Origin of the sequence: Frigidibacter sp. ROC022 (assembly GCF_024723735.1) — a bacterium.
In the GTDB taxonomy this organism is placed as follows: domain Bacteria; phylum Pseudomonadota; class Alphaproteobacteria; order Rhodobacterales; family Rhodobacteraceae; genus SLM-1.
Window position 1 is genome coordinate 1,339,076 of the sequence record NZ_JANQDU010000001.1, and the last position, 15,784, is coordinate 1,354,859.

At 66.2% G+C, this 15,784-nt stretch carries 12 protein-coding genes; 5 read left to right on the forward strand and 7 right to left on the reverse strand.

Annotated elements, in window-relative coordinates; all coding sequences use genetic code 11:
• Nucleotides 1–270: 270 nt before the first annotated feature.
• From NUW50_RS06490 to NUW50_RS06505, 4 genes are all read right to left on the reverse strand, one after another.
• Nucleotides 271–1,350, reverse strand: coding sequence for an Mrp/NBP35 family ATP-binding protein (locus NUW50_RS06490; protein ID WP_258288249.1), 1,080 nt, complete (start codon nucleotides 1,348–1,350; stop codon nucleotides 271–273).
• 124 nt (nucleotides 1,351–1,474) lie between these two features.
• Complete coding sequence (locus NUW50_RS06495) at nucleotides 1,475–2,473, reverse strand: glucokinase (protein WP_258288250.1); 999 nt, start codon at nucleotides 2,471–2,473, stop codon at nucleotides 1,475–1,477.
• Nucleotides 2,474–2,501: 28 nt separating this feature from the next.
• A complete protein-coding gene (locus NUW50_RS06500; RefSeq protein ID WP_258288251.1) occupies nucleotides 2,502–3,827 on the reverse strand; it encodes a GH1 family beta-glucosidase in 1,326 nt (441 codons plus the stop codon).
• 47 nt (nucleotides 3,828–3,874) lie between these two features.
• Nucleotides 3,875–4,912 carry a LacI family DNA-binding transcriptional regulator gene (locus tag NUW50_RS06505; RefSeq protein ID WP_258288252.1) on the reverse strand — a complete coding sequence of 346 codons (1,038 nt, stop codon included), beginning with the start codon at nucleotides 4,910–4,912 and terminating at the stop codon, nucleotides 3,875–3,877.
• A gap of 269 nt (nucleotides 4,913–5,181) precedes the next feature.
• Between NUW50_RS06505 and NUW50_RS06510 the strand changes: the two genes are divergently transcribed.
• The 5 genes from NUW50_RS06510 (at nucleotide 5,182) to NUW50_RS06530 (ending at nucleotide 12,257) form a co-directional block, all read left to right on the forward strand.
• Nucleotides 5,182–6,531 (forward strand): ABC transporter substrate-binding protein, encoded by a 1,350-nt coding sequence (locus NUW50_RS06510; RefSeq protein ID WP_258288253.1) that lies wholly within the window; start codon nucleotides 5,182–5,184, stop codon nucleotides 6,529–6,531.
• A 493-nt stretch (nucleotides 6,532–7,024) separates the two neighbouring features.
• The gene (locus tag NUW50_RS06515) at nucleotides 7,025–8,197 is read left to right on the forward strand and encodes a carbohydrate ABC transporter permease (RefSeq protein WP_443135092.1); all 1,173 of its coding nucleotides are present in this window, start codon (nucleotides 7,025–7,027) and stop codon (nucleotides 8,195–8,197) included.
• 1 nt (nucleotide 8,198) lies between these two features.
• Nucleotides 8,199–9,518, forward strand: a complete 1,320-nt coding sequence (locus NUW50_RS06520) for a carbohydrate ABC transporter permease (RefSeq protein ID WP_258288254.1) — start codon at nucleotides 8,199–8,201, stop codon at nucleotides 9,516–9,518.
• 10 nt (nucleotides 9,519–9,528) lie between these two features.
• Complete coding sequence (locus NUW50_RS06525) at nucleotides 9,529–11,160, forward strand: alpha-amylase family glycosyl hydrolase (RefSeq protein ID WP_258288255.1); 1,632 nt, start codon at nucleotides 9,529–9,531, stop codon at nucleotides 11,158–11,160.
• An 11-nt stretch (nucleotides 11,161–11,171) separates the two neighbouring features.
• The gene (locus tag NUW50_RS06530) at nucleotides 11,172–12,257 is read left to right on the forward strand and encodes an ABC transporter ATP-binding protein (RefSeq protein ID WP_258288256.1); all 1,086 of its coding nucleotides are present in this window, start codon (nucleotides 11,172–11,174) and stop codon (nucleotides 12,255–12,257) included.
• Here the strand turns inward: NUW50_RS06530 and gluQRS are convergent.
• From gluQRS to NUW50_RS06545, 3 genes are all read right to left on the reverse strand, one after another.
• Nucleotides 12,254–13,123: a tRNA glutamyl-Q(34) synthetase GluQRS gene (gene gluQRS, locus NUW50_RS06535; protein ID WP_258288317.1), complete on the reverse strand. Its 870-nt coding sequence runs from the start codon at nucleotides 13,121–13,123 to the stop codon at nucleotides 12,254–12,256. The two genes, NUW50_RS06530 and gluQRS, sit on opposite strands and share 4 nt — an antisense overlap.
• Nucleotides 13,120–14,502 (reverse strand): methylenetetrahydrofolate--tRNA-(uracil(54)-C(5))-methyltransferase (FADH(2)-oxidizing) TrmFO, encoded by a 1,383-nt coding sequence (gene trmFO, locus NUW50_RS06540; RefSeq protein WP_338001348.1) that lies wholly within the window; start codon nucleotides 14,500–14,502, stop codon nucleotides 13,120–13,122. Before trmFO ends, gluQRS begins: the two co-directional genes overlap by 4 nt.
• A 310-nt stretch (nucleotides 14,503–14,812) precedes the next feature.
• Nucleotides 14,813–15,694, reverse strand: a complete 882-nt coding sequence (locus NUW50_RS06545) for a LysR family transcriptional regulator (RefSeq protein WP_258288258.1) — start codon at nucleotides 15,692–15,694, stop codon at nucleotides 14,813–14,815.
• Nucleotides 15,695–15,784 lie beyond the last annotated feature (90 nt).

Below are 15,784 nucleotides of genomic sequence, written 5' to 3' on the forward strand. Positions count from 1 at the left end.
TTGCCGGTCCGTCCCCCCGGCCGCGTTCATGCCCCGTTAACCCGGATGTGGCTAGGCTGCTCTCCGGCGCCGGGCTTCGGCGCCGGACGTCGCGAAGCATCCTGCCCCCGTATTGGGGCAGGGTGCTTCCGCACTTGCTGCGGGGGTCCGTTCCGTTTGCGGGGTACAACCAGACCCGGGGCTGCCCCGCCCTTCGGCAGGGGGCAGCCAGAGAGGTCCGATCCACCCCAGGATGATCCGGCAGGGTTAAGACGGGGTTAAAGTCGCTGCCTAGAATCCCGCCGCCTCGGCAACCCGTTCGGCAATCTGCCGGAACGCCGCCGCCTCGGCACTGTCGGGTGCGGCCAGCACCACCGGCCGGCCCTCGTCGCCGGCGATGCGGGTCGCCAGGGTGATTGGGACCTCGCCCAGGAAGGGCAGCCCGCGCGCCGCGGCCTCGGCCCGGGCGCCACCATGGCCGAAGAGATGCGCCTCATGGCCGCAATTCGGGCAGTGATAGGCCGACATGTTCTCGATCAGCCCGAGCACCGGCGTCCCGGTCTTCTCGAACATGTGCAGCGCCTTGCGGGCGTCGAGCAGCGCCACGTCCTGCGGGGTCGAGACCACCACCGCGCCGGTGACCGGCGCCTTCTGGGTCAGGGTCAGCTGCACATCGCCGGTGCCGGGCGGCAGATCGACGATCAGCACGTCCAGCTCGCCCCATTCCACCTGGCCGAGGAACTGCTGCAGGGCGCCCATCAGCATCGGCCCGCGCCAGACCACAGCCTCGCCCTCGGGCATCATGAAGCCCAGCGACATCACTGTGACGCCATGCCCATGCAGCGGCAGGATGGTCTTGCCGTCGGGGCCGGCCCCGGGCCGGCCGCTGATCCCCATCATCCTCGGCTGCGAGGGGCCGTAGACATCGGCGTCCAGCAGCCCGACCCGCTTGCCCATGGCCGCCAGCGCCACCGCCAGATTGGCCGCGACGGTGGATTTTCCGACGCCGCCCTTGCCGCTGGCCACCGGCACGATGGTCTTCACCCCGGGGATCGGCTGCGGCCCGGCCTGCGGCGTGGGGTGGCGGCCGATCTTCAGGTCCGGCGGCGGCGGTTTCGGCCCCGCGGGAGCGGTCACCACCGCCTGCACCTTGCCCGGTCCGGTCAGCTCCTCGACCGCCGCCACCGCCGCGGCGCGCACCGGCTCCATCCGCGCGCCCTGGGCGGCATTGGCCACCTCCAGCACGAAGCGCACCTTGCCGTCGGCAATCACCAGGGCCCGCACCAGGTCGGCCGCCACCAGATCACGGCCCGAGGCCGGGTCCACCACCCGCGCCAGCGCCGCCAGAACCGCATCCCGCGTCACATCCATCTCTGATCTCCTTCAGGTTTCTAGATCGTCCCGTAGCCGCGGCGACGCAACCCCGGCACGGGCTTTACCTGGGAAATATCCTCGGGGGGGGCCGCAGGCGGGGGGCAGACAGCCCCCCTCGCGCTCAGCGCCCGCGCTGCGTGTCGAGAAAGCTCGCGCAGCCGGTCAGGGCGGCATAATCGTCCTCGATCACCGAGACCGGGAACTGGGTCAGGAACTCGCCGAACCGGCCCTTGTCGGCAAAGGCCGCGGCAAAGCCGAAAGGCTCCAGCCAGGGGCGCATGGCCCGGACCACGCCGCCGATGAAGTAGATCCCGCCATAGGGCAGCAGGGTCAGCGCCAGATTGCCGGCCACATTGCCCAGCATCCGCACATAGACCCGCGCCGTCGCCTCGGCCCTCGGGTCCGAGCCATCGGCGAGGCAGGCCATGATCGCCTTGGCCGAGCGCGGCACCGGATCGCCGGCCTCGGTGCCGAGCCAGAGATAGACATGTTCCAGGCCGCGACCCGACAGGACCTCCTCGACGCTGGCAAAGCCATCCGCGATCGGCACTTCGCTCTCCAGGTAGCGGGCAAGGCGGAAATCCTCTTCGCCGCGCAACGGCAACGAGACATGGCCGGCCTCGGAGGGCGGCACGATCCGGCCCCCGGCGGTGTCGAAGACCGGCGCCGCGTTGAACCCGGTTCCGGCGCCGATCACCAGCCGCGCCGCGCCGGGGGCCGAGGCGCGGCCCGATTGCACCGCCTTGACGCTGCCCGGCGCCAGGTCGTCCAGCGCATGGCCCTGCGCCTGGAGGTCGTTCAGCACCACCGCCCGTTCGGCGCGCGTCACCCGGGCCAGGGTCTCGCGGTCCATCCGCCAGGAGAGGTTGGTCAGCTCCCCGGCGCCATCGCGCACCGGCCCGGCGATCGCCACCGCGGCGCCTTCGCAATCGACCCCGTCGAGCTCGTCCACATAGGCTGCCAGCACCGCCTCCAGCCCCTCGCCGCGATCGACGAACGGCTGGTTCGGATAGCGCCGGATCGTCGCCGGCAGCACCGTCCGGCCTTCGGCCAGCGCCACCCTTGTGTTGGTGCCGCCGACATCGGCGACCAGCGAGTATCGGTCTGCGGCAAGGGCCATTCGTGTCTCCGCCAGTGGAAAGTCGCGCCTAGCGCCGTTCGAGCATCCGCGCCAGGTGGTGATATGAGGCTTTCGGGGTCCGGACCTGGGTTTCGTAATCGACATGGACCAGGCCGAAGCGCTTCTCATAGCCCTCGGCCCATTCGTAATTGTCCAGCAGCGACCAGTAGAAGAAGCCCTGCACGTTGGCGCCATCCGCCAGCGCCATCCGCACCGCCGCCAGGTGCCGGTCGATATAGGCCTCGCGCTCGGGGTCGGGCACCGCGCCGTTCTCGATCCGGTCGTCCCAGGCCATGCCGTTCTCGGTCACGAAGATCGGCAGGCCGCCGGTCTCCTCATGCGCCCGCATCAGGAAGTGATAGAGTCCGTCCGGATAGATTTCCCAGCCGCTCTGGGTCTTCGGCAGATGGCCCTCGACCTGCTTCGTGGCAGGCCAGGGGGCGCCGGGGTCGGCGGCGTGGATGTGGCGGGTGTAGTAGTTCACCCCCAGCCAGTCCAGCTCTTGCGAGATCAGCCCCATGTCGTCCTGCCAGCCTTCGGGCATATGGGGGGCGAGGGCGCCCAGCAGTTCCGGCGGATAGGCGCCGCGGGTGATGCCCTCGATATACCAGCGGTTGAAGATCTGGTCGTTCAGATCGGCGGCCTTCCAGTCCTCCTGCGCATTCGAAGCCGGGTCGCAGAAGTCGAAGTTCAGCACCACGCCCAGATTGTCGCGCCCGCGGGCCCGCAGCCGCTGAACCGCCGTGCCATGCGCCAGCAGGACATGATGCATCGCCCGGGTGGCGGCACGGATGTCGCGCTTGCCCGGGGCATGGACGCCGAGGAAATGCGACAGCCAGGCGACACACCAGGGCTCGTTGATCGTCGCGATCCGCGCCACCCGGTCGCCGATCCGCGCGTCGATCACTTCGGTGAAATCGCCGAACCACTGCGCCACGTCGCGGTTCTCCCAGCCGCCCAGATCGGCCAGGGCCGAGGGCAATTCCCAGTGGTAGAGGGTCTGGAACGGCTTCAGCCCGCGCTCCAGGATCCCGTCCACCAGCCGGTCATAGAAGTCGAGCCCCTCGGGGTTCGGCTTGCCCCGGCCCTCCGGCAGCACCCGCGCCCAGGAGGTGGAGAACCGGTAGGCGTCGAAATTGCCGTCCTTCAGGAGGTCGAGATCGGCCTCCCAATGGTGGTAGTGGTCGCAGGCCAGGCTGCCGTCCTCGGCCCCGGCGACATTGCCCGGAGTGCGGGCGAAGCTGTCCCAGTGGCTCGACCCGCAGCCGCCGAAACGCGCGCCTTCGATCTGATAGGCCGCGGTCGCCGCGCCGAACAGAAAGCCTTCTGGAAAGTCGTTTCGTGTCAATGCCATGTCGGCCCCTGTTCATGTAACTGCCCTGCCGGAGGGCGGCCCGCCCCTCAGCCACCGGCACCGCCGGGCGCGGGCCCGGTCGAGCGGCCCAGAACCAGATCGGCGTCGAGCAGCAGATGCCGCGGGTTCTGCCCCGGCTCGGCGATGATGTCGAGCAGCAACTCGGCGCAGAGCCGGCCCGCCGCGCGCACCGAGGAGCGCGTGGCGGTGTAGATCGGCTCGTCCTCGCCGTTCTTCATGTAGCCCAGGTCGTCGTCGTGGATCACCACCGAGATGTCGCGGCCCATGACCAGGCCGGCATCGGTGATCGCGCGCCGGACCCCGGCGGCCGAGATGATCGACGAGGCCAGGAAGGCCGTCGGCGGGGCAGGGGCCGCCAGCATCCGGCGGGCAGCGCGGTAGCCCGAGGTCTCGGTCATTTCCTCCGCCGCCATCAATTCCGGATCCAGCGCCAGCCCCCGGGCTTCGAGCGCCCGGCAATAGCCCTGCCGGCGCCGCATCGCGAAATCCATCGTCTCGAGCCCGTTGACCAGCCCGATCCGCCGGTGCCCGAAGTCGAGCAGGAAGTTCGTTGCCCGCTCGAAGGCCCGGCGGTTGTTGACATCGACCCAGTTGATCGTCTCGTCCTGGGTCGAGGTCCGGCCATGCACCACGAAGGGCAGGCCGATCTCGGTCAACAGCTTGACCCGCGGATCATCGGGCCGCGGCCCGTGGACGATGATCCCGTCGACCGACCCCCTGGCGGCGATCTCGCGATAGGCGTGGTCCTCGTCGTCGTCGGGCACCACGGTCAGGCGCATGTCATAGCCGTTGCGGGCATAGACCTCACCGGCGCCGGCGATGAAATCGGCAAAGACCGGGTTGACGATCTCGTGCCTGGTCGAGACCGGGATCACATGGCCGATCGCCATGGTCTTGCCGGTGGCCAGCGACTTGGCGCCCGGGTTCGGCCGGTAGTCATAGCGCCGGGCGGCGGATTCAACCCGTTTGCGGGTCGCTTCCGACACCTCCGGATAGCCGTTCAGCGCCCGGCTGACGGTGGTCTGACTGAGCCCGAGCCGGGCGGAAAGTTCCTTGAGATTCATGGACCTCGGACATTCAAAGCGCTTCAAAGTAGCTTCGAACCATAGGGACAGCCCACAGGAAGGTCAAAAGCAATTCTTGCCGCGCCGCCGCAATGCATGTGCAGAAATGACTGGAATACATGGGGTTTTTGGAATTCCATTTGACAGCCCTGCGGATTTGTCTGACGCTAACATCAGCCAAACCGCTTTGGATTTGATTCGATGCGGGATTGGGTTATGTGAATTGCAGGTCCGCGCCCATACTAAGGGCGATCAATGGGAGAACGATCATGAAGAATGCAGCCTTAGGCGGCGCCGCACTGCTCGCGCTGTCGGTCGGCATGGCGCCGGCGCAAGACCTGAAATTCCCTGTGGGTGAGGGCGACTTCACCTGGTCGAGCTTCGAGGCGCTCAAGTCGATGGACCTGTCGGGGCAGGAGCTCACGATCTTCGGGCCCTGGCCGGGACCGGACCAGGACAACTTCGAAAACGTTCTGGCCTATTTCGAGGCCGCCACCGGCGCCGACGTGAAATATGTCGGCTCGGACAGTTTCGAGCAGCAGATCCGCATCGACACCGAAGCCGGGTCGGCGCCGAACATCGCGGTGTTCCCGCAGCCGGGCCTGATGTCGGACCTGGCCAAGCTGGGCAAGATCACCCCGCTGGACGATTCCGTGGCCAGCTGGCTGAAAGAGAACTACGCGGCCGGGGAATCCTGGGTCTCGCTGTCCAGCGCCGAAGGTCCGGACGGCACCCGGCATCTCTACGGCTTCCCCTTCAAGGCCGACCTGAAGTCGCTGGTCTGGTATTCGCCGGAGAACTTCGAGGATGCGGGTTATGAAGTGCCGCAGACCATGGAAGAGCTGAAGGCGCTGACCGAGCAGATGGCCGCCGATGGCGTGACCCCCTGGTGCATCGGTCTGGGATCGGGCGGCGCGACCGGCTGGCCGGCGACTGACTGGGTCGAAGACCTGATGCTGCGCCTCAACACGCCGCAGGACTATGACGACTGGGTCAGCAACAAGCTGAAGTTCGACGATCCGAAAGTGATCGCCGCGATCGACGCATTCGGCTGGTTCGCGCGCAACGACGACTTCGTCGCCGGCGGCGCCGGAGCGGTGGCCACCACCGACTTCCGCGATTCGCCCAAGGGCCTGTTCTCGTCGCCGCCGCAGTGCATGATGCACCGTCAGGCCTCGTTCATTCCGGCCTTCTTCCCGGAAGGCGTGCAGGTTGGCGTCGATGCCGATTTCTTCTACTTCCCGGCCTATGCCGACAAGGATCTCGGCAAGCCGGTTCTGGGCGCCGGCACGGTGTTCTCGATCACCAAGGACAGCCCGGCGGCGCAGGCCTTCATCAAGTTCCTCGAAAGCCCGATCGCGCATGAGGTCTGGATGGCCCAGAAAGGCTTCCTGACCCCCTACAAGGGCGTGAACACCGCGGTCTTCAGCGACCCGACCCTGGGCAAGATGAACGACATCCTGCTGAACGCCACGACGTTCCGCTTTGATGGTTCCGACCTGATGCCGGGCGGCGTCGGCGCCGGATCGTTCTGGACCGGGATGGTGGATTATGTCGGCGGCGAGTCCGCGGCCGATGTCGCCAAGGCGATCCAGGACAGCTGGGACGCGCTGAAGTAACCCTACGACAACCGGGCGGCCCAGTTGACAGGGCCGCCCGACCGCGCCCAGCTTGGCGCAACAAGTGTACTCCTGACCAGTATGGCGACCCGGTATCGGTCGCAGGAACGGCGCAACCAATTGCGCGACCCCGCCGCAACGCCGGCGATCCAGGGAGGACAGCGCCATGCATCCCGCATTGCAAGGTCTCTTGACCATCGTGATCGGAGTCGGCGGTTGTGTCGGCTACTATTCGCTGTCGAACATCTACCTTGACAAGTATCTGCTGCCCGCGCGCGGCAGCAGCCCGGAAGAGGCCCGCCGTCACCGCTGGCAGGCACCGCTGGTCACCTTCCTGGGCGTGATCGTCATCGCGGTGCTGGCCGTGGCGTTTGTCCAGCTGGTCTCCTCGCTGCTCAGCCTGCGCTGGCTGGGCTCGATCCCCGACGCCTTCCGCGCCGGATATGGCCTGCTGGCCGATCCGGCCCTGCGCCTGCCGCTGCTGATCGCGGCCTTGGTGGTGGCGCTGATCGCGCTGGTCTTCGTCATCGATGCGCCCTCGGATATCGGGCGCAGGATCAACCGGGCCGAGATGATCCGGCCCTGGCTGTTCCTGGCCCCGGCGATGATCGCGCTCGGCCTCTATCTGGCCTATCCGGTGGTAGAGACGATCCGGCTGTCGCTGACCGAGAGGGTGGCGGGCGGCGGCTACGAATTCGTCGGCGCCGACAACTACGCCCAGATGCTGCAAGAGCCGAAATTCTGGGAAGCGCTGAAGAACAACATGCTCTGGCTGATCGTGGTGCCCGCCGCCTCGACCGCCTTCGGCCTGGTCATCGCCCAGTTGACGGACCGGATCAAATGGGGCGCGCTGGCCAAGTCGCTGATCTTCATGCCGATGGCGATCTCCTTCGTCGGCGCGGCGGTGATCTGGAAGCTGGTCTATGACACCAGACCCCCGGACCAGCCGCAGATCGGGGTGCTGAACGCCATCTGGCTGCAGTTTCAGGGTGGAATCTGGTCAACCCTGTGCCTGCGGGTGCTGCCGGGGCTGCTGGTCCTGGGCTTCGCGATCGTCAGCGGCTGGGTCGGCTGGCTGCTGGTCAGGCCGATCCTGGGCCGTGACGGCGAAAGACCGGCCGCCTGGTCGCTGCTGTTGCGGATTCTGGCGGCGCTGGTGGCGGTCTGGCTGATCTGGCTGTCGCTGGGCACGATCCTGTCGCTGGTCCGGGCCTCGCCGCCCTATGGACAGCCGCAGACCTGGCTGACCATGCCCTATTGGAACAACTTCCTGCTGATGGTGGTTCTGGTCTGGATCCAGACCGGCTTTGCCATGGTGATCCTCTCGGCGGCGCTGCGCGGCATCCCCGAGGAAACCATCGAAGCGGCCATCGTCGATGGCGCCGGGCCATTCCAGATCTTCTTCAAGATCAAGGTGCCGCAGATCATGCCGACCATCGTCGTGGTCTGGACAACGATCACCATCGTCGTGCTGAAGGTCTTCGACATCGTCTATGCGATGACCAATGGCCAGTGGGAGACGCAGGTGCTGGCCAACTACATGTACGACAAGCTGTTCCGGGCCAATGACTGGGGCGTCGGTTCGGCGGCGGCGATGGTCATCATGCTGCTGGTGACGCCGATCCTGGTCTGGAACGTCTACAACGCCCGCAAGGAGATGCGCTGACATGGACAACATCGCTGGCAGCAAATCCTCGCTCACCTGGGCCGTTCACATCACCGTCGCGGCGCTGGTGGCGCTGTGGCTGTTCCCGACCGTCGGACTGTTCGTCTCGTCCTTCCGCACCGCCGACCAGATCGCCTCGTCGGGCTGGTGGGACGCGCTCGCGACGCAGGAAATGCAGATGCCCGCGATCCGCGTCGCCGGAACCGAAGTCGAATCCGATGGTGTCTTCACCATAACCGGCAGCCTTTTCGACGAGCCCGGCAACGTATCGGCCTGGGGCACGTCGAGCCGGGCGCCGAATGCCTATGCGCCGGGTGATACCGCCGACCTCGGCGATGGCGTGACGCTGACCCTGGACAACACCGGGGCCTATGTCCTGAAGGGTCCGGCCAGTTTCGAAGGCACGAGACTGCCGCGCATCTTCGCGAATGCCGAGGTGCCGCCGGACTTCACCATTGCCAATTACGACACGGTGCTGGGGCCGGGGGTGCTGCAGTCGATCCTGCTTTACGCCGCCATATCGGTGGCCCTGGGCATCGGCGCCTTCTATGGCGCCCGCGCCGCCGGATGGGAGCAGGCCCGCACCATTGCCACCCTGGGGGCCTTTGTCGTCTTCATTTTCTTGGCGATGATCCTCGGCCTGGGGCAGGGTGGCAACGGCGGCGGACAGGCCGGCGACAACATGGCCAGGGCCTTCTTCAACACCCTGACGGTGACGATCCCGGCGACGATCATCCCGATCCTCGTCGCCGCCTTCGCGGCCTATGCGCTGGCCTGGATGGACTTTCCCGGCCGTGCCCTGCTGGTCGCAGCGGTCGTCGCGCTGCTGGTCGTGCCGCTGCAACTGGCGCTGATCCCGCTGCTGAAGTTCCACCTGGCGATCGGCATCGGCAAGGGCTACCTCGGCGTCTGGCTGGCGCATACGGGTTTTGGCCTGCCGCTGGCGATCTACCTGCTGCGCAACTACATGGCCGGCCTGCCGCGCGACATCATCGAGAATGCCAAGGTCGACGGCGCCACGGATTTCCAGATCTTCGTCAAGATCATCCTTCCGCTCAGCTTTCCGGCACTGGCCAGTTTTGCGATCTTCCAGTTTCTCTGGACCTGGAACGACCTGCTGGTCGCGCTGGTCTTCCTGGTCGATTCCTCGGGTGAGACAACCGTGATGACCAAGCAGATCATCGAGCTTCTGGGCACCCGGGGCGGCAACTGGGAGATTCTCGCCACCGCCGCCTTCGTCTCGATCTCGGTGCCGCTGACCGTCTTTTTCCTGATGCAGCGCTATCTGGTGCGGGGCCTTCTGGCCGGGTCGGTCAAGTGAGATTTGCAGAATGAGGGAATGGGTTCGCGACAAGGACTGGTGGCGCGGCGCGGTGATCTATCAGGTCTATCCGCGCAGCTTTCAGGACAGCAATGGCGACGGGGTCGGGGATCTTCTGGGCATTGTCCAGCGGCTGCCCTATGTGGCCTCTCTGGGCGTCGATGCCGTGTGGATTTCGCCCTTCTTTACCTCGCCGATGAAGGACTTCGGCTATGACGTGTCGGACTACCGCGATGTCGATCCGATGTTCGGCACGCTGTCGGATTTCGACACCCTGATCGAGGCCGCCCACGCCCTGGGCCTGATGGTGATGATCGACCTGGTGCTGTCGCACTCCTCGGATGCGCATCCCTGGTTCCAGCAATCCCGGGTCAGCCGCGACAACGATAAGGCCGACTGGTATGTTTGGGCTGATCCCAAGCCCGACGGCACGGCCCCGAACAACTGGCTTTCGGTCTTTGGCGGCCCGGCCTGGGCCTGGAACCCGGAACGGATGCAGTATTACCTGCACAACTTCCTGACCGCGCAGCCCGATCTCAATTTCCACTGCCCCGAAGTGCAGGACGAATTGCTGAGCATCGCGCGGTTCTGGCTGGATCGCGGCGTCGACGGGTTCAGGCTCGACACGATCAACTTCTACATCGCCGACGCGCAGTTGCGGGACAATCCGGCGCTGCCGCCGGAAGAGCGCAACGACACCATCGCGCCGGCGGTGAACCCCTATAACTGGCAGCGCCACATCTACTCGAAGAACCAGCCGGAAAACCTTGAGTTCCTGAAGAAATTCCGCGCTGTTTGCGACGAGTACAACGCCGCCGCGGTAGGCGAGGTCGGCGATGCGCAGCGCGGGCTCGAGATCATGGCCGAATATACCTCGGGCGGAGACAAGGTGCAGATGTGCTATCCGTTCGACCTCCTGCAGCCGCATCGCCCGACGTCGGAAGATCTGGCCGCGACCTTCCGGCGGCTCGAGGCTTTCGACGACGATTTCTGGCCCTGCTGGGCCTATTCCAACCACGACGTGGTGCGCCACATCAGCCGCTGGGACCTGACCCCGCCGGCGGCGCGGGTCTACACGACGATGTTGCTGACCCTGCGCGGCTCGGCCTGCATCTACCAGGGGGAGGAACTGGGCCTGCACGAGGCTGATCTGGCCTATGAGGATCTGCAGGATCCCTACGGGATCGAGTTCTGGCCCGAATTCAAGGGTCGCGACGGCTGCCGGACGCCGATGGTCTGGGAGACCGACAACCTCTATGGCGGGTTTTCCACCCATCGGCCCTGGCTTCCGGTGCCGTCCGAACATCTGCACCATTCGGTGCAGGACGCCGAGCATGACCCGGGCAACATCCTGCACCACTATCGCCGGGCGCTGGCCTTCCGGCGCTCGCATCTGGCGCTGCGCAAGGGCACCCAGAGCCGGGTCGAGGCGGTGGGCGACGTGGTCCAGTTCACCCGCCAGGGCCCGAGCGAGACGATCTTCTGCGCCTTCAACCTGGGCAAGGATCCGGCCGAGACCGACCTTCCCGAGGGCCGATGGGTGCAGATCGGGACCGAGTTGAACTCGGCCCATGCGGACGGTGAAGGGCATGTAAGGTTGGGCCCGTGGCAGTGCTGCCTGGCCTTGAAAACAAAGGGCTGAGGGAGGAACCGATGGCCGATCTGAAACTCACGGATATCGCCAAGAGCTACGGCAACGTCAGTGTCCTGGAACATATCAACCTGGACATCAAGGCGGGCGAGCTGATCGTCTTCGTGGGCCCTTCCGGCTGCGGCAAGTCCACCCTGCTGCGGATGATCGCGGGACTGGAAAAGATCACCGCGGGGACGCTGGAAATCGACGGCATGGTGGTCAATGACGTGCCGCCCAGCCAGCGCGGCATCGCCATGGTGTTCCAGAGCTACGCGCTCTACCCGCACATGACGGTGCGCGAGAACATGCAGTTCGCGCTGAAGATCGCCAAGAAGAGCCGGGAAGAGATCGACGCGGCGGTGGCCAAGGCGGCGAAGATCCTGCAGCTCGAACCCTATCTGGACCGGCTGCCCAAGGCGCTGTCGGGCGGCCAGCGGCAGCGGGTGGCGATCGGCCGCTCGATCGTGCGTGATCCCAAGGTCTATCTCTTCGACGAGCCGCTCTCGAATCTCGATGCGGCGCTGCGGGTCGCGACGCGGATCGAGATTGCCCAGCTCAAAGAGCAGATGCCGGACCGCACGATGATCTATGTCACCCATGACCAGGTCGAGGCGATGACCCTGGCCGACCGGATCGTGGTCTTGGCCAACAAGGGCATCAGCCAGGCCGGCCCGCCGCTGGAACTCTACGAACGGCCGCATAACGAATTCGTCGCGCAGTTCATCGGCTCGCCGGCCATGAACCTGTTCCCCGGAGTGATTTCCGGGACCGGCGAGAAGACCACGGTGCAGCTTGCCTCGGGCGGGGTGGCGGTGTCATCGGTGCCGACCACCGGGGCCGACAGCGGCCTGAAGGTCAATGTCGGGGTCCGCCCCGAGGACCTTCTGGCGACGAGCGAGACACCGCTCTATACCGGTTCCGTCGATTTCACCGAGGCCCTGGGCGAATTGACCATCCTCTATTTCCGCAAGGACGGCCGCGAACATCCGGTGATCGCCAAGCTGCCCGGCATCCATACCGGCCTGCGCGGATCCGAGGTCAAGCTGGGGGCGGCGCCCGAGAAGGTGCATATCTTCTCCGACGGCGTGTCGCTGCTCTACCGCTAGGGCGGCGGAAGCCCGACCATCTCCCGGAGTTCGGCCGGAGAGACCCCTTCAGCCCGATAGCGCCGGATCGCGCGGGCGTCGTCGCGCTTGGCCAGTCTCTTGCCGTTCTCATCACGAATAAGATCGTGATGCCAATAACTTGGCGTTGGAAGTTCAAGTAATGTCTGAAGCAATACATGCAGCGGCGTCGCGGCGAACAGATCGACGCCCCGGACCACCTCGGTGATCCCCTGATCCACGTCATCCACCACCACCGCCAGATGATAGGCCGCAGTGCCGATGTCGCGCCGCGCCAGCACCACATCCCCGGTGCCGGTCAGCAACGCCTGCGGGTCGAGCGCGTGCCTGCCGGCATGCAGCGGCCCGTTTTCGGTGAAGCCCGGCGCACGCCCCGCCACCAGCGCCAGGGCGCGCCCCATGTCGAGCCGGATCGCGTTTCCGGGCTGCGCCTCGGCCATCGAGCGGCCCCGGCAGGTGCCGGGATAGACCGGTCCGTCCGGCCCGATATCCGGCGTGCCTGCGCCTTCCTGCGGGGCCGAGAGCGCCGCGCGGATGTCGCCCCTCGTGCAGCGGCAGGGATAGGTCAGGCCCAGGGCCGACAACTTGTCCAGTGCGCTGGCATAGCTGGCCAGATGCTCGGATTGCCGCCGCACCGGTTCCGGCCAGTCGAGCCCGAGCCAGCGCAGATCCTCCAGGATCGCCGTCTCGTATTCCGGACGGCAGCGGCCGGCGTCGGTGTCCTCGATCCTGAGCAGCATCTCGCCACCCTGCGCCTTTGCCATGTCATGCGCCAGACAGGCGGAATAGGCATGGCCCAGATGCAGATAGCCGGTCGGCGAGGGGGCAAAGCGGGTGCGGAACATCAGGACCCGGCGGCAGCCTCCGCGATGGCATCCGGTGCGGCGCCCGGCACCCCCGCCAGCCAGTCGGTGAAGGCCAGCTTGGCGCGGTCGGTATAGGCCTTGTATCGGTCCTTGCGGCCGCGCCGCCCGCCCTTGGCGTCGATCGGCGGGAACAGTCCGAAATTGACGTTCATCGGCTGGAAGGTCTTGGCCTCGGCGCCACCGGTGATGTGGTGGATCAATGCGCCCATGGCGGTTTCGGGCGGCGGCGGGCCGGCCTCGCGGCCCAGCAGTTCGGCTGCGGCGAGGCGCCCGGCCAGCAGGCCCATCGCGGCGCTCTCGACATAGCCTTCGACCCCGGTCACCTGTCCGGCAAAGCGGACATGCGGCCGGGAACGCAACCGCATCTGGTTGTCGAGCAGGGTCGGCGAATTCAGGAACGTGTTGCGATGGATCCCGCCCAGGCGCGCGAACCTGGCGTTCTGTAGTCCCGGAATCATCCGAAAAACAGAGGTTTGCGCGCCATACTTCATCTTGGTCTGGAAGCCGACGATATTGTAGAGCGTGCCCAGGGCATTGTCGCGGCGCAGTTGCACCACGGCATAGGGCTTGTTCAGCGGATCATGGGCATTGGTCAGGCCGATCGGCTTCATCGGGCCGAAGCGCAGGGTCTCGCGACCGCGTTCGGCCATCACCTCGATCGGCAGGCAGCCGTCGAAATAGCCGGCCGTCTCGCCTTCGTGGAACTCGGTCTTCTCGGCGGCCAGCAGGGCGTCGATGAAGGCTTCGTACTGCGCCTTGTCCATCGGGCAGTTGATATAGGCCTTCCGCTCCGCCTCGGTCTCGCCCTTGTCATAGCGCGACTGTTCCCAGGCGATGTCCATGTCGATCGTCTCGGCGTGGACGATCGGCGCGATGGCGTCGAAGAAGGCCAGCGCCTCGGCTCCGGTCTCGGCCTGCAGCGCCGCACCGAGGGCGGGAGAGGTCAGCGGACCGGTGGCAAAGATCCAGCTGCCGCTGTCGGGCAGGGCCGAGACCTCTCCCTCGACGAAGGATATCCGCGGATGGGCACGCAGCCGGGCCGTCACCGCGGCGGCGAAGGGGTCGCGATCCACCGCCAGGGCACCGCCCGCGGGCAGGGCATGGGCGTCGGCCATGGCCATGACCAGCCCGCCGGCACGACGCATCTCCCAATGCAGCAGCCCGACCGCGTTGCGCTCGTCGTCGTCGGAGCGGAAGGAGTTGGAACAGACCATCTCGGCGAAATCGCCGGTGCGATGGGCGAAGGTGCCCACCTTGGGCCGCATCTCGTGCAGCACGACGTCGCATCCGGCCTCGGCGGCCTGCCAGGCTGCTTCGGAACCGGCCATGCCACCGCCAACGATATTCAGGGTTTTGCTCATGGCTGCGGTGTAACCGGGCCGGGCTGCCGGTGAAAGGGGGGACTGGTCCGCGCTTGTCGAAGGAAAGGGCGGAACCGCAACGGGGGATTGTTGCAGCTCCGCCAGCAAACCGGCGCCAGGGAGGACACGCCGCAGAAAGATCGTCGCCCGAAATGCCTCGGCTCAGGATGGACTTGGTCCGGTTTTTCTCGGCGCCCGGTTCCAAGGCCCCTAATCTTCCATAAGGTAGAATACCACATGATGTGGTTTCCAAGAAGCCAAACTTACGCAGATATGGAAAAATTTAAACCATGGGTTGTATTCGGCAATATCAGGTCGCCGCGTCGCTCAGTTCGGCAACCTGTGAAACCTTGCCATAGGGCCCCTTGCGGAAGCAGTCGATGATCCAGTCGGTCACCACCCGGACCGCCGGGTCGTCGCGTCTTGTGGCATGAAAAACCAGCCAGAATTCCGCGCTGGTATTGGGTCCGTCCGGGTCGATCGCGACCATGTCCGGGAGCTGCCCGGCGACCTCGTCGGTCAGGATCCCGGCCAGCCCGGTGCTGCGCATGACGGTCAGCTTCTGTTCGAACAGGGACACGGTGACATTCGGATCGGCGCCGAAAATCTCGCGCCCGAGCGCCAGATCCAGCGCCGTCGAGCTTCGCGCGTTCATCGAGACCCAGCCCGACAGGGTGCTTTTTGCCTGAGTCGAGCGATAGCCGCGCGAGGTCAGCGTCGCCAGCCGCCGCGCCAGCACCCGCCCGGCTTCGGGGCGCCCCTGGCGCAGCAGGATGTCGGCATCGCCCAGCCCGGTGCCATCGACACGGTTGCGGAAATCCAGCTCCAGTCGCGGATGTTCGGCCAGCAGGTTATGCACCTCGGGCACCAGAACCATGGTGTGAAAGAACGGCGGCGCGGCGATCTGCAGCCGGGCCTGGATGCCCTTGCCTTCAAGCGCGCTGCGGCTGTTGCGTTCGCTGGTCAGCCGGGCGTCGAAATCCTCGGCCATCCGCAACAGGGGCAGCACCGCCTGGGTCGGGGTCCAGCCGGAGGCGTCCTTGATGAACAGGGGCACGCCGATAGCCTGGCCGGCCCGCTCGACCCGCCGGGAAACGGTGGCGACGTTGGTATGCAGGGCATCCGCCGCCGCGCTCATCGTCTTGTGACGAGACAGCGCCAGCAAGAAGCGCATGTCGTCCCAGTTTTCCATGAGTCCCACCCTGCCAAGGTTGCTCGCCCACAGGAATACGGTCAGGTCAGGTCAGGTCAAAGGGTTAACGGAGCATTAAGAGAAGTTAAC

What these genes read in the sequence shown, in the direction of transcription:
- NUW50_RS06525 (WP_258288255.1), top strand. Translation starts at nt 9,529, where the DNA reads ATGAGGGAATGGGTTCGCGACAAGGACTGGTGGCGCGGCGCGGTGATC.
- NUW50_RS06545 (WP_258288258.1), bottom strand. Translation starts at nt 15,694, where the DNA reads ATGGAAAACTGGGACGACATGCGCTTCTTGCTGGCGCTGTCTCGTCAC.
- NUW50_RS06505 (WP_258288252.1), bottom strand. Translation starts at nt 4,912, where the DNA reads ATGAATCTCAAGGAACTTTCCGCCCGGCTCGGGCTCAGTCAGACCACC.
- NUW50_RS06530 (WP_258288256.1), top strand. Translation starts at nt 11,172, where the DNA reads ATGGCCGATCTGAAACTCACGGATATCGCCAAGAGCTACGGCAACGTC.
- NUW50_RS06520 (WP_258288254.1), top strand. Translation starts at nt 8,199, where the DNA reads ATGGACAACATCGCTGGCAGCAAATCCTCGCTCACCTGGGCCGTTCAC.
- trmFO (WP_338001348.1), bottom strand. Translation starts at nt 14,502, where the DNA reads ATGAGCAAAACCCTGAATATCGTTGGCGGTGGCATGGCCGGTTCCGAA.
- NUW50_RS06490 (WP_258288249.1), bottom strand. Translation starts at nt 1,350, where the DNA reads ATGGATGTGACGCGGGATGCGGTTCTGGCGGCGCTGGCGCGGGTGGTG.
- NUW50_RS06495 (WP_258288250.1), bottom strand. Translation starts at nt 2,473, where the DNA reads ATGGCCCTTGCCGCAGACCGATACTCGCTGGTCGCCGATGTCGGCGGC.
- NUW50_RS06500 (WP_258288251.1), bottom strand. Translation starts at nt 3,827, where the DNA reads ATGGCATTGACACGAAACGACTTTCCAGAAGGCTTTCTGTTCGGCGCG.
- NUW50_RS06510 (WP_258288253.1), top strand. Translation starts at nt 5,182, where the DNA reads ATGAAGAATGCAGCCTTAGGCGGCGCCGCACTGCTCGCGCTGTCGGTC.